The organism is Dechloromonas agitata is5, assembly GCF_000519045.1.
In the GTDB taxonomy this organism is placed as follows: domain Bacteria; phylum Pseudomonadota; class Gammaproteobacteria; order Burkholderiales; family Rhodocyclaceae; genus Azonexus; species Azonexus agitatus.
In genome coordinates, this window is sequence record NZ_KI912532.1 from 529,422 (window position 1) to 549,308 (window position 19,887).

Genomic DNA, 19,887 nt, shown 5'->3' on the forward strand with positions numbered 1-19,887 from the left:
GGGATCAAGCAGCGGTTGCTTCTTCTTCGCGCTTCTTTGCCAGTGCATCCACGGCGCGGACGAAGCCGGCGACCGGAGCCTGCATGACGTACAGCAGCTTGGAGAGCAGCTCTTCGCGGCTCGGGATGGAGGCAAGTGCCTGCACACCGGCTTTGTCGAGCACTTTGCCGGCGTAAGAACCGGCCTTCAGTACCAGCTTGTCGTTGGTTTTTGCGAAGTCATTGAGAACCTTCGCGGCTGCCACGGGATCGGCGGAGATGCTGTAGATCAGCGGACCGACCATCTGGTCAGCCAGACCGGCAAACGGGGTGCCGGCTACCGCGCGACGCACCAAAGTGTTTTTCAGCACGCGCAGATAAACGCCAGACTCGCGCGCCTTCTTGCGCAGCACGGTGAGATCACCCACCTCAATGCCACGATATTCGGCAACTGCGATCGTCTGGGCGTTCGCCACTTGTGCGGACACCTCGGCTACGACAGCTTTTTTGTCGTTCAGATTGAGACCCACAGGTCTTTCCTCCTTTCAAGTCATAACACGATGAAGGAATCTCCATCGCACCTACGGCGACCTGAACCAGAAGCTATGCTGCCTGTTGCCAGTCAGCAGAAAATCTTGTTCGGGGACACCGTCTGCGCAGGTTGCTTTCGCCATTAAGCCCCGTTACCGGGGCGCCTGCGGTCTTTGACGATCCATGGCGAATGCCGAAACATCCGCCATGGCCCAAAGTACTTTTAGCCAGCCAGAGAAGCCTGGTCGACGCGAACGCCGGGGCCCATCGTGGCGGAAACAGCAATCTTCTTCAGGTACTGACCCTTGGAAGAAGCCGGCTTGGCTTTTTGCAGCGCATCGATCAGCGCCTTCAGGTTGGTTTCCAGATTCTCGACAGAGAAGGAAGCACGACCGATGGTAGCGTGAATGATACCAGCCTTGTCGGTACGGTACTGAACCTGGCCAGCCTTGGCATTCTTGACGGCCGTAGCGACATCCATGGTCACGGTGCCGACCTTCGGGTTCGGCATCAGACCGCGCGGACCGAGCACCTGACCGAGCTGACCAACAACCTTCATCGCGTCCGGCGTGGCGATGACCACGTCGAAATTCAGATTACCCGCCTTAATATCGGCGGCCAGGTCGTCGAAACCGACGACTTCGGCACCAGCAGCCTTGGCGGCTTCCGCCTTTTCACCCTGGGCGAATACAGCGACGCGAACCGACTTGCCGGTACCGGCCGGCAGAACGACGGAACCGCGAACAACCTGGTCGGATTTACGTGCATCAACACCGAGGTTGACAGCGACGTCGATCGACTCGTCGAACTTGGCCGTGGCGGTTTCCTTGGCCAGAGCCAGGGCTTCCTGCAACGGATAGAGCTTCTGGGCGATAACCTTCTCGGCCAGAGCCTTTTGCTTTTTCGAGAGCTTAGCCATGATTACAGACCCTCCACCGTGATGCCCATCGAGCGGGCGGAGCCGGCGATGGTGCGAATAGCTGCTTCCATATCGGCAGCGGTCAGGTCAGGCATCTTGGTCTTGGCAATTTCCTCGCACTGGGCGCGGGTGATCTTGCCGACCTTGTCGGTGTGCGGCTTGGCGGAACCAGACTTGATGCCAGCAGCCTTCTTGATCAGGATGGTTGCCGGCGGAGTCTTCATCACGAAGGTGAAGGACTTGTCCGCGAAGGCGGTAATCACCACGGGAATCGGCAGGCCCGGCTCGACGCCTTGGGTTTGGGCGTTGAACGCCTTGCAGAATTCCATGATGTTGAGACCGCGCTGACCCAGCGCGGGGCCGATCGGGGGCGACGGGTTCGCCTTGCCGGCCGGCACTTGCAGCTTAATATAGCCGATGATTTTCTTGGCCATGTATTGCTCCTAGATAATGAGTGGTAGCGCGCCCTTATCGGTTGTACACCGACTACCGACGCTCCTCTTGCCGAATTCAGGGCTTCGGCTGGCCCTCAATCCATGGTCAGGACTTTTCGACCTGACCGAATTCCAATTCAACCGGCGTAGCGCGACCGAAGATGGTCACCGAAACGCGCAGTCGATTCTTTTCGTAATTGACGTCTTCCACCGAACCGTGGAAATCGGTGAACGGACCTTCCTTGACACGAACCACTTCGCCGACCTCGAACAGCACCTTGGGACGGGGTTTTTCTACCCCTTCCTGCATCTGCTGCATGATCTTGTCGACTTCTTTCTGGGAAATCGGCGTCGGCTTGGTAGCGGTTCCACCAACAAAGCCGGTCACCTTGGGCGTGTTCTTGACGAGATGCCAGGAGTCATCATCCATCTCCATTTCGCACAGCACATAGCCCGGAAAGAACTTGCGCTCCGAAATAGCCTTCTGACCACCCTTCATTTCAACCACTTCTTCGACCGGCACCAGGATGCGGCCGAATTTTTCCTGCATACCCAAACGGTTGATGCGCTCCTGAATGGCGCGCATCACACTTTTTTCGAAGCCGGAGTAGGCGTGTACGACGTACCAGCGTTTGCTCATGATTTCTTCCAGCCCAGCACCCATTCGTACAGGACTACTTCGAGGCTCTTGTCAGTCAGATACAGGAAGATCGCCATCACCACGACAAAAGCGAAGACAGCACCCGTTGTCTGCAGTGTTTCCTTGCGGGTAGGCCAGACAACTTTTTTGGCCTCGACAACCGCTTCATTGCCAAAGACAAAGAAGCGCTGACCCGGCTCAGTTTTCCATGCAACAGCAACTGCCAGCGCCAACCCAACGAGGACCGCCAGGACGCGCAAAATCATTGCCTGCTCGGAGAGCAGGTAGAAACCAGCCACGCCGGCAGCCAGAATAACCAGCGCCAGCGCAAACTTGATCTTGTCAGCCATGACGTTCGCGATCTTTAAAGAGAGTGGCAGGGGCGGAGGGAATCGAACCCCCGACCTTCGGTTTTGGAAACCGGCGCTCTACCAATTGAGCTACACCCCTGCTGCAGAGACACTGAAGCGCCCCGGTTACCCGGAGCGCTTTTGATGCGTTGTTGCGATCGATTACTCGATGATCTTAGCGACGACGCCGGCGCCAACGGTACGGCCGCCTTCGCGGATGGCGAAGCGCAGACCTTCTTCCATGGCGATTGGGGCGATCAGCTTGACGGTCATCTGGACGTTGTCGCCCGGCATGACCATCTCAACGCCTTCCGGCAGCGAGATGGCGCCGGTCACGTCGGTCGTACGGAAGTAGAACTGCGGACGATAGTTGTTGAAGAACGGGGTGTGACGACCACCTTCGTCCTTGGACAGAACATAGACTTCGCCGGTGAAGTGGGTGTGCGGGGTGATGGAGCCCGGCTTGCACAGGACTTGACCACGCTCAACGTCTTCACGCTTGGTACCACGCAGCAGGGCACCGATGTTGTCGCCAGCTTGACCTTGGTCGAGCAGCTTGCGGAACATTTCGACACCGGTACAGGTGGTCTTCTGGGTCGGGCGGATACCGACGATTTCGATTTCTTCGCCAACCTTGATGATGCCGCGCTCGACACGACCGGTGACAACGGTGCCACGACCGGAGATCGAGAAGACGTCTTCAACCGGCATCAGGAACGGCATGTCAACAGCGCGCTCCGGGGTCGGAATGTAGGAGTCCAGGGCGTCAGCCAGACGGAAGATGGACGGCTCGCCGATTTCGGACTGGTCGCCTTCCAGGGCCTTCAGTGCGGAGCCGTGGATGATCGGGGTGTCGTCGCCCGGGAAGTCGTACTTGGAGAGCAGTTCGCGCAGTTCCATTTCGACGAGCTCGAGCAGTTCGGCGTCGTCAACCATGTCGCACTTGTTCATGTAGACCAGAACGTACGGCACACCAACCTGACGAGCCAGCAGGATGTGCTCGCGGGTTTGCGGCATCGGGCCGTCAGCAGCGGAGCAGACCAGAATGGCACCGTCCATCTGGGCAGCACCGGTGATCATGTTCTTGACGTAGTCGGCGTGGCCCGGGCAGTCAACGTGGGCGTAGTGACGGTTGGCGGTTTCGTATTCGACGTGGGCGGTGTTAATCGTAATACCGCGGGCCTTTTCTTCCGGCGCAGCGTCGATTTCGTCGTATTTCTTGGCCGAGCCGCCGAACTTGGCGGACAGCACGGTGGTGATCGCAGCGGTCAGCGTGGTCTTGCCGTGGTCAACGTGACCAATCGTGCCAACGTTTACGTGCGGTTTCGTACGCTCGAATTTTTCCTTAGCCATTCCAGTTCCTCAATAATCAGATAAATAAAAATCCAGAATCCAAGCTAATCGGTGGTGCCCATGGGCAGGATCGAACTGCCGACCTCTCCCTTACCAAGGGAGTGCTCTACCACTGAGCCACATGGGCCTACCTTAAAACTCCAGCCGTACCGTGTCGTGGAGCGGGTGAAGGGAATCGAACCCTCGTCTTAAGCTTGGAAGGCTTCAGCTCTACCATTGAGCTACACCCGCAAAACCCTACGCCCGCAGCACTGGCCGCTACAGCATTCAATCTGGTGGAGGGAGAAGGATTCGAACCTTCGAAGGCTGAGCCGACAGATTTACAGTCTGTTCCCGTTGACCGCTTGGGTATCCCTCCGGAAGAACCCGAGATTATCCGGACGACTCCACACCCTGTCAACACCCAAAAACATAAAAGCCGGCATATAGCCGGCTTTTATGCGAAAACAGGGCTGGATTACTTCAGCGCCAGAACCCAGGCAGCCAGTTTCTTGGCTTCGTCTTCGGTGACGTTGTTCGGCGGCATCGGGATTTGACCCCAGGTACCCTTACCACCAGCCTTGATCTTGGCAGCCAGCATGGCCGGAGCCTTGGCGTCGCCCTTGTATTTGGCAGCGACATCCTTGTAAGACGGGCCAACCAGCTTCTTGTCGATGGCGTGGCAGGACATGCAGTTCTTGGCCTTGGCCAGGGCTTCATCAGCCTGAGCCTGACCGGTCATGACGATACCAGCAGCAGCCATCATGGCAACATAAACAGCTTTCATTCTCTCGCTCCGTTTGTCGGGTTGGTGATAAGTACGGCTCCGGATGATAAAACCCTTTTCTATCCCTTGCAAACCAAGGCGGAAAGCCCGGCTGGTTGCTGCATCCGTGAACGGGTAACGCGTCGCCCCGATCGCCGGTTGACGGCGAATGCTCATCCCGGTCGTGACGATACCGCCAGCAGCGCACCCGCCGAAACGAACAGGCCACCGAACAGGCGGTTCTGCTTGCGAACGGCCTTTGGATCCCGCAACCAGCGTCCAAGGCGAGATGCTGCCAAGGCATAACAGGACATCACGGCAATATCGGTGCCACACAGAGTGAGTGCGACCAGGAGATATTGGGGCAACTGCTCGGCGCCCGGATTGATGAATTGCGGCACCAAGGCACCCATGAAAATAATCGCCTTCGGATTGGTCAGGTTCACCAGCACTCCCTGGATGAACAGCCCCTTGCGGCGAACCTCCGGCGCATCGACGTCAAGCGGTGCGGCCGGGGTTCGCCATTTCTGGATACCCAGCCAGACAAGGTAGGCAGCACCGAAGAACTTGACGGCGAGAAAGGCGGTTTCCGAAGTGGCGAGCAAAGCGCCAAGGCCCATTCCGACAATCGCCAACTGGATCAGGAGCGCCGTCTGCAGGCCCAGAATGGCCGTGAGCGCTGCCCAATAGCCGTGCCGCATGCCTGTGCTCATGCTGATTACGGCTCCCGGTCCCGGCGTGACCGCGATGACGATCGCGGCCACCAGGAAGCCGAGCCAAACGGCGAGGGTCATTTCCGGCGCTGAATCTGCTTGACGTCGCGCACCGCCCCCTTGTCCGCCGAGGTAGCCATCAGGGCGTAAGCCTGCAGCGCAGCCGAGACGACGCGTTCCCGGCTGGCCGGTTTCCAGGCAGCATCGCCCTTGGCCTCCATGGCAGCGCGCCGGCGGGCGAGTTCGTCGTCGGAGACGGCCAAATGGATGCGGCGGTTCGGGATATCGATCTCGATGCGATCCCCCTCCTCCACAAGGCCGATGGCTCCACCGTCCGCGGCTTCCGGCGAAGCATGGCCGATCGACAATCCGGAAGTGCCCCCCGAGAAACGCCCGTCGGTGAGCAGCGCACACTCCTTGCCGAGCCCCATGGACTTGAGATAGGAGGTCGGGTAGAGCATTTCCTGCATGCCCGGACCGCCCTTCGGACCCTCATAGCGGATCACGACGACGTCGCCAGCGACAACCTGTCCGCCGAGGATGCTCTCGACGGCCGTATCCTGGCTTTCGAAGACGCGGGCGCGACCAGTGAATTTCCAGATCGACTCGTCGACACCGGCGGTTTTGACGATGCAGCCGTCGAGGGCGATGTTGCCGTAGAGCACGGCCAGACCGCCATCCTGGGAGTAGGCATTGGCCTTGTTGCGGATACAGCCGTGGGTGCGATCGAGATCGAGCTCTGGATATTGACGGCTCTGGGAGAAAGCGGTTTGCGTCGGCACCCCGCCCGGAGCGGCCTTGTAGAAGTCGTGCACCTTGACGTCGTGCTCGCGCACGACATCCCAGCGGTCGATGGCTTCGCCGAGGGTCTTGGTATGCACGGTCGGCACGTCGCGGTCGAGCAGACCGGCACGGTCGAGTTCGCCAAGGATGGCCATGATGCCGCCGGCCCGATGCACGTCCTCAATGTGGTACTCCTGCGTGGCCGGTGCGACCTTCGCCAAGCAGGGCACCTTGCGCGAGATGCGGTCGATATCGGCCATCGTGAAATCGACACCGGCCTCCTGGGCGGTTGCCAGCAGGTGCAGCACGGTATTGGTCGAGCCGCCCATCGATACATCGAGGGCCATCGCATTTTCGAAAGCCGCCTTGCTGGCGATGGTGCGCGGCAGAACCGAGGCATCGTCCTGCTCGTAGTAACGCCTGCACAACTCGACCGACAGGCGGGCCGCGCGCAGGAACAGTTCCTTGCGGCTGGCATGGGTAGCAACGATGGTGCCATTACCCGGCAGCGACAAGCCCAGCGCCTCGGTCAGACAATTCATCGAATTGGCGGTGAACATGCCGGAGCACGAACCGCAGGTCGGGCAGGCGGAACGCTCGAAGCTTTCCACCTCGGCATCGGAAACCGTCTTGTCGCCAGCCTTGATCATGGCGTCAATGAGGTCGACCTTGATCGTCTGATCCTGCCACTTCACCTTGCCAGCCTCCATCGGGCCGCCGGAAACGAACACCACCGGGATATTCAATCGCATGGCGGCCATCAGCATGCCCGGGGTGATCTTGTCGCAGTTGGAGATGCAGACCATCGCGTCGGCACAGTGGGCATTCACCATGTATTCGACCGAGTCGGCGATCAGGTCGCGACTAGGCAACGAGTAGAGCATACCGCTGTGGCCCATGGCGATGCCGTCATCAATGGCGATGGTATTGAATTCCTTGGCAATGCCACCCGCCGCCTCGATCTCCCGCGCCACCAACTGCCCCATGTCCTTGAGGTGCACATGGCCCGGAACGAACTGCGTGAAGCTGTTGACCACAGCGATGATCGGCTTGCCGAAGTCGCCATCCTTCATGCCGGTGGCGCGCCACAGGGCACGGGCGCCGGCCATGTTGCGGCCATGGGTGGAGGTACGGGAACGGTATTGCGGCATGACTTTCTCTCCGTCTGAAACTGGACGCCTCGATGCTGTCACCGGGCGCGAACTATAATCGGTTAATTCTAGCCCACTCTGCGCTTACGATGCTTCTTCACCCGCAGTTCGATCCTGTCGCTTTCTCCATCGGGCCGCTGGCGGTGCGCTGGTATGGTTTGATGTATCTGGTTGCATTCGTTCAATTCATTTTGCTCGGCCGTTACCGCATCAAGACCCGGCCCGGCCTGCTCACTCTCGAGCAACTCGACGACCTGCTGTTCTACGGCATGCTCGGGGTGATCCTCGGCGGGCGACTGGGGCAGGTTTTGTTCTACGAGCCGGCGTATTACCTAAGCAATCCCCTGGAAATCCTGGCGGTCTGGAAGGGCGGCATGAGCTTTCATGGCGGCTTCCTCGGCGTGCTGGTCGCCATGGGGCTATGGACGCGAAAACATGGCAGGCACTGGTTCGACGTGATGGATTTCATCGCGCCACTGGTACCGCTGGGGCTCGCCGCCGGGCGGATCGGCAACTTCATCAACGGCGAACTCTGGGGCCGGGCCGCCGACCCCGGCTTGCCGTGGGCGATGATCTTTCCGCAATCTGGCGACATGCAGCCGCGCCATCCCTCGCAGCTCTACCATGTTGGACTGGAAGGCCTGGCGCTGTTCGCCATCCTCTGGTTCTACAGCCGACGAGCCCGCCCGCGGGCGGCCGTATCGGGCGTGTTCCTGATCGGCTATGGCGCCTTCCGCTTCATCACCGAATTTTTCCGCGAACCGGATGCCGGAATTTTCGGTCAGTCCTACACGATCAGCATGGGCCAGTGGCTATCGCTGCCCATGATCCTGATCGGCGTCGCCATGGTCGTCTTGGCCTACCGGAAGAAGCTTCTATAATTATGGATTACGTTCAACCTCCTACAGGAATACAGTCATGACGCGTCCGTTCAAGGTTCTCGGTATCCAGCAAATCGCCATCGGCGGCCCTTCCAAGGAAAAACTGCGCACCCTGTGGGTCGACATGTTCGGCCTGGAAGTGACCAGCACCTTCGTATCCGAGCGCGAGAACGTCGATGAGGACATCTGCGCCATGGGCAGCGGCCCGTTCAAGGTCGAGGTCGACCTGATGCAACCGCTCGATCCGGAAAAGAAGCCGGCCGTGCACACCACCCCGCTCAACCACGTCGGCCTGTGGATCGACGACCTGCCGAAGGCCGTCGAATGGCTGTCGGCCAATGGCGTGCGCTTTGCGCCGGGCGGTATTCGCAAGGGTGCGGCCGGTTTCGACATCACCTTCCTGCATCCGAAGGGCAATGAGGAATTCCCGATTGGCGGCGAAGGCGTGCTGATCGAACTGGTGCAGGCGCCGAAGGAAGTGGTGGACGCCTTCGCCAAACTGGCCGGCAACTAGGAAGAGATGGCCGACATTCCGGAGGACGACCTCGCGGAATCCCGGGCGGCGCTCGCTCCCTTGCTGGAGGCGACTGCCGCCATCCTGCCCTGGCTGGCCAAGCCAAAGCCGCCTCGCTTCGCCCCCCGGCTGAACGAGCGCTGGATCTCGGCCTGCCAGCGGCTCCATCAGGCCTGGCAGGAACGCCATGGCCACACCAGCGACGTACGACCGGCCGTCTACAATCTCTACGCCATTGCGCTGGAAACCGCCGATGCGGACTGCCTGCGCCTCGGCGAAGCCCTGGCCAGTGCAACCGACCGCCTGGACGACGAAACACCCCCAGTCCGCCTGATCGCGGCACTCAGCGCCAGCATTGAAACCTTGCGTGAGCCGGACGGTCTGGAACATGAAGCCTTTGGCGAACGGGCCCGCCATTTTGCAGCCCGGCTGGAAAATGCAGCTGCCGCAGGTGAAATCGGCGAACGCTCGACCGTGCTGGACCAGCTGTTTGTCGACGAGGCGCGCGAGCAGCTTGAACTGCTGCGCGATGCGTTGGCCGCCCTGCCGCCAGATGCCTACGTCCTGACGACGGAAGCCCTCAAGCTGGCGCAGCAGGCCGAGACACTCGAAATATGGGGCATCATGCACCTAGCCCGGCAACTGGCCGACTGTATCACCCGGCACGGTAGCGAACTCGACCAGCCGGCAGTCCGTGCCAAGCTAACAGACCTGCTGCGCGGCCTCGAAGCCGGCATCAACGCAGTCGTCATCTAGCACCGGGGCAAGGAGCCGGAGCTACCCGGCCCTCCTGCGGCACGGCAGAATCAAAGCAGCGCGGGCGCCATGAATTGCACTGCGCCGTGCCAACGCCATGACGCGCTCCCCGATCACTCCGGACCGGGGGTCGTCTTGAAGACGAAGGCCGCCTTCTCTATGTCAGTGATCCACACCAGACCGTCACCGTAATGACCGGTCTGGGCGACATCCGTGATGCGCTGGAAGATGGCTTCCGCCACATCGTCGGGCGCGACGATCTCGACGCGCACCTTCGGGGTGTAGTCAGTCAGCTCGTCTTTGATCTTGACCTTGGCCGGAATGTGGCGGGTCGGTGCGCTGCAGCCCTCGACCCGGGTCACCGTCATGCCGGGAAAACCCGGCAAGGCGACCAGGGCATCACGCAGGACGGGCAGTTTGTTGGGGCGGATGATGGCCTTGATTTCCTTCATGCTTCAACTCCCTCTTCGTCGAACCAGCGATAGATGGTGGGCAGCATCACCAACGTCAGCAGCGTCGAGGTGATCAGACCGCCGATGACCACGATGGCCAACGGCCTCTGCACTTCGGAACCCGGCCCGGTCGAGAACAGGAAGGGGATCAGGCCGAGCATGGCGACGGTCGCGGTCATCATCACCGGGCGGAAGCGCAGGGTTGCCCCTTCGACCACGGCTTCCCGCACGCTGCGCCCCTCTTCGCGCAGACCACGAATGTACGATACCAGCACCACGCCGTTCAGCACGGCGATACCCCACAGGGCAATGAAGCCGACCGAAGCAGGAACCGACAGGTATTCGCCGGTGACGAACAGGCCGACCACACCGCCGATGGAGGCAAAAGGCAGGACGGTGATGATCAGGGTCGCGAAGCGCAGCGAGTTGAAGAGCAGGAAGAGCAGGAAGAAGATCGCCGCGATGGTGATCGGGATAATGATCTTCAGATGCCCCAAGGCACGCTCCATGTTCTGGAACTGCCCACCCCATTCCAGGTAGTAGCCCTCCGGCAGCTTGATCTGGGCCTCGACCTTCTTCTGCAGCTCAGCAACGAAGCCACCCAGGTCGCGATCCTTGACGTTGACGCCGATCACGATGCGTCGCTTGCCGAGCTCGCGCGAAATCTGCGCCGGGCCATCCAGAACGGCGATCTTCGCGACGTCCGCCAGGCGGGCCTGGGCGCCGTTCGGCGAGGTGATCAGGATGTTGGAGATGGCCTCGACGTTGTTGCGGAAGCGCTCCGGCAAGCGGACAACGCCCGGGAATCGGCGCTCGCCCTCGAAAATTTCGGTCGCCACCTTGCCGCCGACCGCCGTTTCCAGCAGGTCGTTGACATCGGCGACGTTGATGCCGAGCCGGGCGATCGCCTGGCGGTCGATCTCAATCGACAGATATTGCTGGCCGCTGATCCGCTCGATACGCAAATCCTGGGCACCCTGCAGTGACTGGGCGACCTTGCCGATCTGGCTGGCCAGCTTGCGCAACTGTTCGAGGTCATCGCCAAATACCTTGACCGCGATGTCGGAACGGACGCCGGTCACCATTTCGTCGACCCGGTCCGAAATCGGCTGGGCCATCACGATCTGCACACCGGGCAAGGCCTTCAGCTTGTCGCGCATGGCATCCTGGATGTCGTCCTGCGTCCAGCCGGACGGCCACTCGCTACGCGGCTTCAGGCTGACAATGGGAGTCGATTCGTTCGGCCCCTGCGGGTCAGCCGGCGATTCGCCACGGCCAACGCCGGACACCGCCGACTTGACGCCCGGCACCTGCATGACCAGGCGCATGGCCTCCATCTCCATCTTGATCGATTCGTCGAGCGAGATGTTGGGCACCCGGTTGATGCCGGGCACCACTGAACCCTCCTTCATCTCGGGGATGAAGGCGGTGCCGAGCAGGGGAACCATGCCGATGGCCAGCACGAAGGCGCCGACCGACAGGGCGACGGTCTTCTTCTCGTTGCCCAGGGCCCAGTGCAACATCTTCAGGTAGCGCGCCTTCATCGCCGCGATCAGCCGGGTATCGTGGTCGCCGTCGTGCGCTGGCGGCTTGAGCAGGTAGGTGGACATCACCGGGGTCAGCGACAGCGAGAGAATCAGCGAAATGCCGAGGGCGATGGCGATGGTGTAGGCGAGCGGCGCGAACATCTTGCCTTCCATGCCCTGCAGGGTCATCAAGGGCAGGAAAACCAGAATGATGATGCCGACACCAAAGATCACCGGGGTCGCCACTTCGACCACGGCACGCAGGATCACCCGCGTCTGGCTCTCGCCGGACTTCGCCGTACGGCCCAATTGCAGGAAGGCGTTCTCGACCACCACCACCGAGCCATCCACCATCAGGCCAATGGCAATCGCCAGGCCACCGAGCGACATCAGGTTGGCCGAGATACCGAGATGGTTCATCGCCATGAAGGTCAGCAGCGGCGTCAGGACCAGCGTACCGACCACGATCAGCGACGAACGCACATCGCCGAGGAAGAGAAAGAGGACGATGACAACCAGCACAACACCTTCGAGTAACACCTTGGTCACGGTCCACAGTGCGGCATCGACCAGTTCAGAACGGTCGTAGTAAGGCACGATCTTCAGGCCGTCAGGCAGCATGCCCTTGCGGTTGATTTCGTCCACCCGCTCCTTGACCCGGCTGACCACCTCCTTGGCGTTGCCGCCGGCGATCATCATGACCACACCACCCACCGCTTCCGTGACGCCGTTCTTGATCACCGCACCTTGCCGGACCTCATGGCCGATCTGGACGTCGGCCACGTCGCGGACGTAAACCGGCACACCGTCCTTCTCCTTGAGCACGATGGCGCGGATGTCCTCGACATCGCGCACCAGGCCAATGCCGCGAATCAGGTACTGCTCGGCATACTGCGGCAGCACGCCGCCTCCGGCGTTGGCATTGTTGCGGCCGACCGCCTGATAGACATCACCCACCGTCAGACCGAAATGGCGCAACTTGTCCGGATTGACCAGCACCTGATACTGCTTGGCGAAACCGCCCTGCGAATTGATTTCGGCGACCCCCGGAATCGAGCGCAGCAGTGGCCGGACCACCCAGTCCTGCGCCACGCGACGCTTCATCAGCTCCTCCTCGCTGAGCGATCGGTCGCCATCGTCGGAACGTTCCAGGGTGTATTGATAGACCTCGCCAAGCCCCGTGGACACCGGACCAAGCACCGGCGTGATGCCTTCCGGCAAGCGGGAGCCGACCTCCAGCAGGCGCTCCATGACCAGCTGACGGGCGAAATAGACATTGGTCTTGTCGGTGAACACCAGGGTGATCAACGACAGGCCCGGCTTGTTCAGCGAGCGCATTTCCTCCAGGCCGGGCAAGCCGGTCATCGCCACTTCCAGCGGCACGGTGGCGAAACGCTCGACCTCTTCCGGCGAACGGCCAGGCGCCTCGGTCGCGATCTGGACCTGGACGTTGGTGACGTCCGGGAAGGCATCGACCGACAGTTGCTGCGCGGCGTTCAGGCCGAAGAAGAAAAGGACCGCGGCGACAACCGCGACGACCAGGCGCTGCTTGAGCGCGGCACGGACCAGGGACTCGATCACGATCCCTCCATTTCCTTGCGGTTACGCTCGTTATTCAGATGGAAAGCCCCGTCGACCACCAGTTTCTCGCCGCCCTTCAGGCCGCTCAAGGCAGCGCGCACGCCGCCCTGCTCGGGGCCGAGCTTGACCTTGACCAGCCGGAAAACCCCATCGCCCGCGGCGACGAAGACATGATCCTCGTCGTTCTGGCGGACCACGGCGCTGGCCGGGACGACGACGCGCTCGACCGGCTTGGCTTCGATCAGCATGGAGGCCAGCATGGCCGGTTTCAGGCGGCCGTCTCGATTGTCCAACTCAGTACGGACAAGCACCGTGCGGGTTTCCGGGTCAATGGTCTGGCCGACAAAGATCAGCTTGCCGGTCAGTTTTTCGTTGCCCAGCGCCGGCACCTCGATATTGACCGTCTGGCCGGCCTTGACCAGACCGACCTGCTGTTCCGGGACCTGGGCGACGGCCCACAGCCGGGACAGGTCAGCCACCACGAACAGGCTGTCGGCCGGTTGCACGACCTGGCCCTGGGCCAGTTTGCGCTCGACGACGACCCCACTCATCGTGGCCACCACCGGCGTCACCGAATTGACCTCGCCCTGTTTGCCGAGCCGCTCGATGGCCGCCGGGCTGACACCCAGCAACTGCAACTGATCGGAGGCAGCCCGTGTCTCGGCCTGCGAGATCTTGTACTCGCTCTCCCGGCGCTGCAGTTCGGCGGCACCAATGACGTCGGCCTCAAACAGCGCCTTCGCCCGTTCTGCATTGCGGCGGTTCAGTTCAAGCTGGGCACGCGCCTTCAGATAGGCCAGTTGCTGTTCGGAGAGTTCGCTGCTGTTCAGGCGGGCGAGCACATCCCCCTTCCTGACTTCCTGCCCCAACCAGGCATCGATTTCCGTCACGCGGCCGGTGATGGTCGCGCCGATGCGAGCCAGGCGATGTTCGTCGAAATCGATCCGGCCGGCGACACGCAGATTTTCTACCAGGGGCCGGGACCGCGCATCGTCGAGCTTGAGCTGGGCCAACAGATCGGGCGACGGCGCAACCACCATCGGATCCTGCACCTGCTGGGCCGCCACGTCCTTGCTCTCCTTGTTACAGCCCAACAGGAGGGCGCCCACCAAGGCAAATACCAGGGCATTCTTCATTCGTACGTCTTTCATTCCCGATTTCCTCCCGGGGTGGCCCGCAGTCGCTCGATGTCAACCCAGGCGGCGGCCAATTCGAAGCGGGCAGCAATCAACTCGGCGCGCGCGGCCCGGAAAACCCGCTGCGCGTCGAGCACTTCCAAGAAACCTCTCTCCCCGAAACGGTAGGCCGCCTGGGCAATCTTCAGGGCATTTTCGGCCTGACGGACGATGCCCGACTCCAGCGCCGTAACCTGGGCGGCGGCAATGTCATACTGCTTGTAGGCCACCGCCAATTGCTGCTCCAGGGAAAATTCCTGGGCCGCCAACTCATGCCGGGAGCGGGCCAGGTTAGCCGAGGCCTCACCAACCGGGCCGCTGCGTCGATCCCAGAGCGGTACCGTAACCACCACGCCGAGACGCGAGGTCCGCATGTCCGGGTCCTCATCGTAGCCCCCTTTCAGCGCCAGCCGCGGCCAGCGCTGACGGCGCTCCAGGTCAAGCTGGTGTTCGGCCCGCGCAACTTCGGCGCGCGCCCGGGCAAGCAGCGGATTGCTCCCCGACAAGGACTGGCGGACGACGTCGATCGATGCCACCTCCGGCACATCGCGCAGGGAGCCGATCAGAGCGTAATCGACCGGCAGGTCGGCACCGACGCTCTGCCGCAAATACGAGCGCGCCTGCTCGGCACGAAAACCGGCTGCCTGCACTGCCTTCTGGGCGTTGAGCAGTTCGGCATCGGCCTTGACCAGTTCGAAACGGGCCGCCTCGCCGGTCTCGACGCGCAGCGCGATTCGCGACCGGGCGCTTTCCAACAGGTTCACGTCCTCCCGGGCGTTGCGCAACTCGGCATTCCGCCGCAGCACCTCGAAGTAGCGCAGGCGAACATGAGCAACTGTATCAGCCTCAAAGGATTTGACGGTCGCTTCGCTGACCTGCACCCCGGCCTCCGCCGCACCGATGCGCGAACTACGCACCCAGGGCAGATCGAGCGGCTGGGTCAGTGCCGCACTACGCGCATCGCCCGAGCCACCGCCCGCTGCGCGAGAGCGCTGGGTACCGGCGAGGTATTCGATTTCCGGGTTGGGGAAGGCCCCGGCGCTGCGCACCGCATGACGCGCCGCGACGGCCTGCTCGCGCACAGCCATCACGCTGCGGCTGGAATCGAGCGCCAGTCGTTCCAGGTCAGCCAGCGTGTAATCCTGGCCGGCAGCCTGAACAGTGGCCGCCAGCAGCAGGCTGCTCAGGAGGGTGAGTAATTTATTGCGTCGCAACATGACCTATTTTCAGCAAGCGATGTGCCACCGATACTTGCAGCACCGTCCATCGACACGGGATTGGCTTCGAGGCAGTCTTCCGACAAGGCAAAGCATATTTAACCGAGTGGAATACCGCATTTTATAAGGTTATTTGAACCTGGGCGTTGCACGAAGTTGCATCAATCTTGTGCAACGCACCAGGCGCGGACTATAACAGCTTGTCAGTTTCGCGTCAGCTTCCAGTCAGAATGCAGTCAGCTTAGCGGTTAGCAAGGGCTGCAATACGCTCCTCCAGGGGCGGATGGGTGGCAAACAACGCCATGACCCCTCCCTTGCTGCCAGCGATCCCGGAGGCTGCCATGTTCTGCGGCAAGGGTTCGGTATGAAGATTGCCCAGGCGACGCAAAGCGTTCTGCATCGGTACGGCCGAGCCCATCAGACTGGCGGCGCCGGCATCGGCACGGAATTCACGCTGCCGCGAGAACCAGGCGACGATGATGCTGGCCAGGACACCGAAGACGACTTCGCAGATCATGCTGGTCACCAGATAGCCGATGCCCGGACCGCTGCTTTCCTCGTCATTGCGGCGCAGGAAGCTGTCGACGACATAACCGACGATGCGCGACAGGAAGACGACGAAGGTGTTCACCACACCCTGGATCAGCGTCAGCGTCACCATGTCGCCGTTCGCGATGTGGGCCACTTCGTGGGCCAGCACCGCCTCCGCCTCCTCGCGCGTCATGCTCTGCAGCAGGCCGGTCGACACGGCAACCAGCGAGGCGTTCTTGGTGGCACCGGTCGCGAAGGCATTCGGCTCGCCATCGTAGATCGCCACTTCCGGCATCGGCAGGTTGGCGCGTTTAGCCAGTTTGGCGACGGTATCGACCAACCACACTTCGGTCGAACTGCTCGGCTGCTCGATGACCCGCGCCCCCGTGCTCCACTTGGCCATGCTCTTCGACATGAGCAGCGAAATGAATGCACCACCGAAGCCGATCACCGCTGCAAAGACGAACAGCATGCCGACGTTCAGGCCATTGGCGGTCAGGAACTTATTGACGCCGAGCAGGCTGGTCACGACGCTGAGCACCAGCATCACGGCCAGGTTGGTCAGCAGAAATAAAACGATGCGTTTCATTGATCTATCCTCCACAGGGAAACGGACTGCATGCTAGTCCATTGCACCACCCGCAAAAACCGGAGCAAAATTGAGCATTACTTCGATTTTTTCTACCGAACACCATGAGCCAACTCAACTACAAACACCTGCACTACTTCTGGGTCGTTGCCCAGGAAGGCAGCATCACCCGGGCCGCCGAACGTCTCGGCGTTGCCATCCAGACCATTTCCGGCCAGCTTTCCCTGCTCGAGCGGCAACTCGGCAAGGCCCTGTTCAACAGCCAGGGACGCGGCCTGGTGCTGAGCGATGCCGGCCGGGTCGCGCTCGGTTACGCCGACCAGATTTTCCAGCTTGGCGACGCCCTGGTCGATGCCGTCCAGCATAGCGACAGCGGCGCCACACTTCGTCTGCGCGCCGGTATTTCCGACGGTATCCCGAAATTGCTGGCCTACCGCCTGCTCTCGACGGTCACCGAAATGCCGGCCGATGTCCGACTGATCTGCGACGAGGGCGAATTCGAAAGCCTGCTGGCCGAGCTCGCCCTGCACCGCCTCGACGTCGTGCTGACCGACCGCGCCGCGCCGGTCGGCGGCAACCTGAAAGTATTCAGCACCCGGCTGGGCGAATTCGCGACCGGCCTGTTCGCGACCCGGGGAATGGCCGAGCGCTATCGCAGCGATTTCCCCCAGAGCCTGGATGATGCCCCACTGCTCCTGCCCACCCGGCACAATGCCCTGCGCGGTCGCATTGACCGCTGGCTGGAGCGCACCGGCATTCGGCCGAAGATTGTTGGCGAGTTCGAGGACAGCGCGCTGCTCACGACCTTCGGGCGCGGCGGGCTGGGTATCTTTCCGGCGCCGCTCGCCCTCGCCGAGCAGATCGCCGCCCAACTCGATGCCGAACCCATCGGCGCGATGTCCGGTGTCAGCGAGCAGATCTACGCCATCTCCAGCGAGCGACGCATCCACCATCCGGCCGTCGAGGCGCTGTGCGCCGCGGCGCCGCAGGCCGCTGCAGAGCCGGGGGTATAATTTCCGCCCCCAACGCAAAATAAAGAAATCTCCCCATGTCGCTGTTCCGCAAGACGCTTCTCCTTCTTGTCAGCATCGCCCTCACCGGCCAGGTGCTGGCCCAGCAACTGCCCGTCCCCCCCTCGCTCGCCGCCAAATCCTGGCTGCTGCTCGACATGAGCTCCAATCAGGTGCTCAACACCGAAAAGCCGGACGACCGCATCGAACCGGCCTCGTTGACCAAGCTGATGACAGCCTACCTGACCTTCGCTGCCATCCACAAAAAGACGCTGGCGCTCGACCAGCCACTGCCGGTTTCCGAAAAAGCCTGGCGCACCGGCGGCTCCAAGATGTTCGTCCGCGTCGACACGCAGGTAGCCGTCGAAGATCTGATCAAGGGCATGATCGTCCAGTCCGGCAACGACGCCTGTGTCACGCTAGCCGAAGGCATCGCCGGCAGCGAGGAGAACTTCGCACAGATGATGAATCGCGAGGCCCAGCGCCTGGGTATGAAGAACAGCCATTTCACCAACTCCACCGGCCTGCCCGACCCCAATCTCTACACGACGGCACGCGACCTGTCGCTGCTCGCCTCGGCGCTGATCCGCGACTTTCCCGAGGAGTACAAGAAGTACTACTCGATGAAGGAGTTTCGCTACAACAACATCACCCAGCCGAACCGTAATCGCCTGCTCTTCATCGACCCCACGGTCGACGGCGTCAAGACCGGTCACACCGAAGCCGCTGGCTATTGCCTGATCTCCTCTGCCCTGCGCGACAAGCGCCGCCTGCTTTCTGTCGTGCTCGGCACCGCCTCCGACAATGCCCGCGCCAGCGAATCGCAGAAGCTGCTCAACTGGGGATTTATTTCCTATGACGCCGTTGCCGTTTTTGCCAAGGACCAGGAAGTGGCCAAGCTCCGCGTCTGGAAAGGGGCGCAGAGCGAAATCACCGCCCGTTTACCGAACGACTTGAGCGTTGCCGTACCGAAGGGCTATGCCGACAAGGTGAAGTCTGAATTCGTCGCCGAACCGCGTCTGATCGCGCCGATCGAAGTCGGCCAGAAATTGGGCGTCGTCAAGGTCAGCATCGAGGACAAGCCCTATGGCGAATACCCGGTCACAGCCCTTGAAAAAGTCGAACTCGGCAATATCTTCATCCGTATCATCGACACCATCCGCCTGTGGTTCGCCTAAGACCATGACCCCCTACGTCGCCGACCCGGTTTATCTGAATGGCCGTTTCCTGCCGCTGGCAGAAGCGGCCATTTCGCCGCTCGACCGTGCCTTCCTGTACGGAGACGGCGTCTATGAAGTCATTCCGGTCTATTCACGCAAGCCTTTCCGCATTGACGAGCACCTGAAGCGCCTGCAGGCGACGCTGGACGGCATCCAGATGGCCAATCCACTATCCGCCGGGGCATGGCAAGCCGTCATCTGCAAGCTGATCGAAGCTGCCCCTTGGGACGACCAGTCGATCTACCTGCAGGTCACCCGCGGCGCCGACAACAAGCGCGACCACGCCTTCCCGCCGGCCAGCGTGCCACCGACCGCCTTCGCCTTCGCATCGCCGCTGGTCACCGCGCCGGCCGACGTGCGCGCCAAGGGCGTCGCCGCGATCACTGTGCCCGATCTGCGCTGGTCGCGCTGCGACCTCAAGGTCGTCTCGCTGCTCGCCAACGTGCTGGCCCGCCAGCAGGCCGTCGAACAGGACTGCGCCGAGGCCCTGCTGATCCGCGACGGGTTCATGAAGGAAGGTGCCGCTTCCAATATCTTCATCGTCAAGGACGGCGTACTGATCGCCCCGCCCAAGACCCACCTGATGCTGCCCGGCATCACCTACGACGTGATTCTCGAACTGGCTGAGCAACACCAGCAGCCACTCGTCGTACGTGAAATCAGCGAGGCGGAACTTCGGGCCGCCGACGAGGTCTGGATGACCTCATCGACCAAGGAAATCCTGGCCATCACCACCCTCGACGGCAAGCCGGTTGGCACCGGAACACCCGGCCCTTACGCAGCACAGATGTGGCAGTGGTACCAGGATTTCAAAAACACCGTAATGCGCAAAGGCTGA

General features: G+C 61.6%; 20 protein-coding genes and 4 tRNA genes. 6 read left to right on the forward strand and 18 right to left on the reverse strand.

Annotation, left to right across the window (positions count from 1 at the left end):
• Nucleotides 1-4 precede the first annotated feature (4 nt).
• The 13 genes from rplJ to ilvD form a co-directional block, all read right to left on the reverse strand.
• The gene (rplJ, locus tag K420_RS0102645) at nt 5-508 is read right to left on the reverse strand and encodes a 50S ribosomal protein L10 (RefSeq protein ID WP_027456686.1); all 504 of its coding nucleotides are present in this window, start codon (nt 506-508) and stop codon (nt 5-7) included.
• A 224-nt stretch (nt 509-732) separates the two neighbouring features.
• Complete coding sequence (gene rplA, locus K420_RS0102650; RefSeq protein ID WP_027456687.1) at nt 733-1,428, reverse strand: 50S ribosomal protein L1; 696 nt, start codon at nt 1,426-1,428, stop codon at nt 733-735.
• Nucleotides 1,429-1,430: 2 nt separating this feature from the next.
• Nucleotides 1,431-1,862 carry a 50S ribosomal protein L11 gene (gene rplK, locus K420_RS0102655; protein ID WP_027456688.1) on the reverse strand — a complete coding sequence of 144 codons (432 nt, stop codon included), beginning with the start codon at nt 1,860-1,862 and terminating at the stop codon, nt 1,431-1,433.
• 106 nt (nt 1,863-1,968) lie between these two features.
• Nucleotides 1,969-2,502 carry a transcription termination/antitermination protein NusG gene (nusG, locus tag K420_RS0102660; protein ID WP_027456689.1) on the reverse strand — a complete coding sequence of 178 codons (534 nt, stop codon included), beginning with the start codon at nt 2,500-2,502 and terminating at the stop codon, nt 1,969-1,971.
• The gene (gene secE / locus K420_RS0102665; protein ID WP_027456690.1) at nt 2,499-2,852 is read right to left on the reverse strand and encodes a preprotein translocase subunit SecE; all 354 of its coding nucleotides are present in this window, start codon (nt 2,850-2,852) and stop codon (nt 2,499-2,501) included. Before secE ends, nusG begins: the two co-directional genes overlap by 4 nt.
• A gap of 24 nt (nt 2,853-2,876) precedes the next feature.
• Nucleotides 2,877-2,952 (reverse strand) — tRNA-Trp (locus K420_RS0102670).
• Nucleotides 2,953-3,014: 62 nt separating this feature from the next.
• Nucleotides 3,015-4,205, reverse strand: a complete 1,191-nt coding sequence (gene tuf, locus K420_RS0102675) for an elongation factor Tu (protein ID WP_027456679.1) — start codon at nt 4,203-4,205, stop codon at nt 3,015-3,017.
• Between the two features lie 52 nt (nt 4,206-4,257).
• Nucleotides 4,258-4,332, reverse strand: a tRNA-Thr gene (locus K420_RS0102680).
• Nucleotides 4,333-4,362: 30 nt separating this feature from the next.
• Nucleotides 4,363-4,436 (reverse strand) — tRNA-Gly (locus K420_RS0102685).
• A 42-nt stretch (nt 4,437-4,478) separates the two neighbouring features.
• Nucleotides 4,479-4,563, reverse strand: a tRNA-Tyr gene (locus K420_RS0102690).
• A gap of 99 nt (nt 4,564-4,662) precedes the next feature.
• Nucleotides 4,663-4,971, reverse strand: a complete 309-nt coding sequence (locus K420_RS0102695; protein ID WP_027456691.1) for a c-type cytochrome — start codon at nt 4,969-4,971, stop codon at nt 4,663-4,665.
• 152 nt (nt 4,972-5,123) lie between these two features.
• Entirely contained in the window at nt 5,124-5,744 is a 621-nt protein-coding gene (gene rhtB, locus K420_RS0102700; RefSeq protein ID WP_027456692.1) for a homoserine/homoserine lactone efflux protein, read from the reverse strand.
• Nucleotides 5,741-7,597 (reverse strand): dihydroxy-acid dehydratase, encoded by a 1,857-nt coding sequence (gene ilvD, locus K420_RS0102705; RefSeq protein ID WP_027456693.1) that lies wholly within the window; start codon nt 7,595-7,597, stop codon nt 5,741-5,743. The genes rhtB and ilvD overlap by 4 nt, the downstream gene beginning before the upstream one ends.
• Nucleotides 7,598-7,686: 89 nt before the next feature.
• Here ilvD and lgt point away from each other — a divergent pair, with 89 nt between their 5' ends.
• From lgt to K420_RS0102720, 3 genes are read left to right on the forward strand one after another with little or no spacing between them, the layout of a single operon-like run.
• On the forward strand, nt 7,687-8,478 hold the full coding sequence (gene lgt, locus K420_RS0102710) for a prolipoprotein diacylglyceryl transferase (RefSeq protein ID WP_027456694.1): 792 nt from the start codon (nt 7,687-7,689) through the stop codon (nt 8,476-8,478).
• Nucleotides 8,479-8,515: 37 nt separating this feature from the next.
• Nucleotides 8,516-8,992, forward strand: a complete 477-nt coding sequence (locus tag K420_RS0102715; RefSeq protein ID WP_027456695.1) for a VOC family protein — start codon at nt 8,516-8,518, stop codon at nt 8,990-8,992.
• A gap of 6 nt (nt 8,993-8,998) precedes the next feature.
• The gene (locus K420_RS0102720; RefSeq protein ID WP_027456696.1) at nt 8,999-9,748 is read left to right on the forward strand and encodes a hypothetical protein; all 750 of its coding nucleotides are present in this window, start codon (nt 8,999-9,001) and stop codon (nt 9,746-9,748) included.
• 113 nt (nt 9,749-9,861) lie between these two features.
• Here K420_RS0102720 and K420_RS0102725 read toward each other — a convergent pair whose 3' ends face one another.
• The 5 genes from K420_RS0102725 to htpX form a co-directional block, all read right to left on the reverse strand.
• The gene (locus K420_RS0102725) at nt 9,862-10,200 is read right to left on the reverse strand and encodes a P-II family nitrogen regulator (protein WP_027456697.1); all 339 of its coding nucleotides are present in this window, start codon (nt 10,198-10,200) and stop codon (nt 9,862-9,864) included.
• Nucleotides 10,197-13,307, reverse strand: coding sequence for an efflux RND transporter permease subunit (locus tag K420_RS0102730; RefSeq protein ID WP_027456698.1), 3,111 nt, complete (start codon nt 13,305-13,307; stop codon nt 10,197-10,199). The genes K420_RS0102725 and K420_RS0102730 overlap by 4 nt, the downstream gene beginning before the upstream one ends.
• Nucleotides 13,304-14,458 (reverse strand): efflux RND transporter periplasmic adaptor subunit, encoded by a 1,155-nt coding sequence (locus tag K420_RS0102735; protein WP_232422721.1) that lies wholly within the window; start codon nt 14,456-14,458, stop codon nt 13,304-13,306. The genes K420_RS0102730 and K420_RS0102735 overlap by 4 nt, the downstream gene beginning before the upstream one ends.
• On the reverse strand, nt 14,455-15,699 hold the full coding sequence (locus K420_RS0102740; RefSeq protein WP_027456700.1) for a TolC family protein: 1,245 nt from the start codon (nt 15,697-15,699) through the stop codon (nt 14,455-14,457). Before K420_RS0102740 ends, K420_RS0102735 begins: the two co-directional genes overlap by 4 nt.
• A gap of 241 nt (nt 15,700-15,940) precedes the next feature.
• The gene (gene htpX / locus K420_RS0102745) at nt 15,941-16,819 is read right to left on the reverse strand and encodes a protease HtpX (RefSeq protein WP_027456701.1); all 879 of its coding nucleotides are present in this window, start codon (nt 16,817-16,819) and stop codon (nt 15,941-15,943) included.
• Between the two features lie 104 nt (nt 16,820-16,923).
• Between htpX and nhaR the strand changes: the two genes are divergently transcribed.
• Genes nhaR through K420_RS0102760 form a run of 3 tightly spaced genes read left to right on the forward strand, consistent with a single transcriptional unit; the run spans nt 16,924 to nt 19,887 of the window.
• Nucleotides 16,924-17,832 carry a transcriptional activator NhaR gene (gene nhaR / locus K420_RS0102750; protein ID WP_027456702.1) on the forward strand — a complete coding sequence of 303 codons (909 nt, stop codon included), beginning with the start codon at nt 16,924-16,926 and terminating at the stop codon, nt 17,830-17,832.
• 35 nt (nt 17,833-17,867) lie between these two features.
• Complete coding sequence (locus K420_RS0102755) at nt 17,868-19,007, forward strand: D-alanyl-D-alanine carboxypeptidase family protein (protein WP_027456703.1); 1,140 nt, start codon at nt 17,868-17,870, stop codon at nt 19,005-19,007.
• A gap of 4 nt (nt 19,008-19,011) precedes the next feature.
• Nucleotides 19,012-19,887 carry a D-amino acid aminotransferase gene (locus K420_RS0102760; protein WP_027456704.1) on the forward strand — a complete coding sequence of 292 codons (876 nt, stop codon included), beginning with the start codon at nt 19,012-19,014 and terminating at the stop codon, nt 19,885-19,887.

Bases quoted from the DNA above. Each gene is read 5' to 3' on its own strand.
- K420_RS0102740 (WP_027456700.1), bottom strand. From the start codon at position 15,699: ATGTTGCGACGCAATAAATTACTCACCCTCCTGAGCAGCCTGCTGCTG.
- ilvD (WP_027456693.1), bottom strand. From the start codon at position 7,597: ATGCCGCAATACCGTTCCCGTACCTCCACCCATGGCCGCAACATGGCC.
- K420_RS0102715 (WP_027456695.1), top strand. From the start codon at position 8,516: ATGACGCGTCCGTTCAAGGTTCTCGGTATCCAGCAAATCGCCATCGGC.
- K420_RS0102760 (WP_027456704.1), top strand. From the start codon at position 19,012: ATGACCCCCTACGTCGCCGACCCGGTTTATCTGAATGGCCGTTTCCTG.
- K420_RS0102720 (WP_027456696.1), top strand. From the start codon at position 8,999: ATGGCCGACATTCCGGAGGACGACCTCGCGGAATCCCGGGCGGCGCTC.
- htpX (WP_027456701.1), bottom strand. From the start codon at position 16,819: ATGAAACGCATCGTTTTATTTCTGCTGACCAACCTGGCCGTGATGCTG.
- tuf (WP_027456679.1), bottom strand. From the start codon at position 4,205: ATGGCTAAGGAAAAATTCGAGCGTACGAAACCGCACGTAAACGTTGGC.
- secE (WP_027456690.1), bottom strand. From the start codon at position 2,852: ATGGCTGACAAGATCAAGTTTGCGCTGGCGCTGGTTATTCTGGCTGCC.
- rhtB (WP_027456692.1), bottom strand. From the start codon at position 5,744: ATGACCCTCGCCGTTTGGCTCGGCTTCCTGGTGGCCGCGATCGTCATC.
- K420_RS0102755 (WP_027456703.1), top strand. From the start codon at position 17,868: ATGTCGCTGTTCCGCAAGACGCTTCTCCTTCTTGTCAGCATCGCCCTC.
- K420_RS0102725 (WP_027456697.1), bottom strand. From the start codon at position 10,200: ATGAAGGAAATCAAGGCCATCATCCGCCCCAACAAACTGCCCGTCCTG.
- K420_RS0102695 (WP_027456691.1), bottom strand. From the start codon at position 4,971: ATGAAAGCTGTTTATGTTGCCATGATGGCTGCTGCTGGTATCGTCATG.
- lgt (WP_027456694.1), top strand. From the start codon at position 7,687: ATGCTTCTTCACCCGCAGTTCGATCCTGTCGCTTTCTCCATCGGGCCG.
- nusG (WP_027456689.1), bottom strand. From the start codon at position 2,502: ATGAGCAAACGCTGGTACGTCGTACACGCCTACTCCGGCTTCGAAAAA.
- K420_RS0102735 (WP_232422721.1), bottom strand. From the start codon at position 14,458: ATGAAAGACGTACGAATGAAGAATGCCCTGGTATTTGCCTTGGTGGGC.
- nhaR (WP_027456702.1), top strand. From the start codon at position 16,924: ATGAGCCAACTCAACTACAAACACCTGCACTACTTCTGGGTCGTTGCC.
- rplA (WP_027456687.1), bottom strand. From the start codon at position 1,428: ATGGCTAAGCTCTCGAAAAAGCAAAAGGCTCTGGCCGAGAAGGTTATC.
- rplK (WP_027456688.1), bottom strand. From the start codon at position 1,862: ATGGCCAAGAAAATCATCGGCTATATTAAGCTGCAAGTGCCGGCCGGC.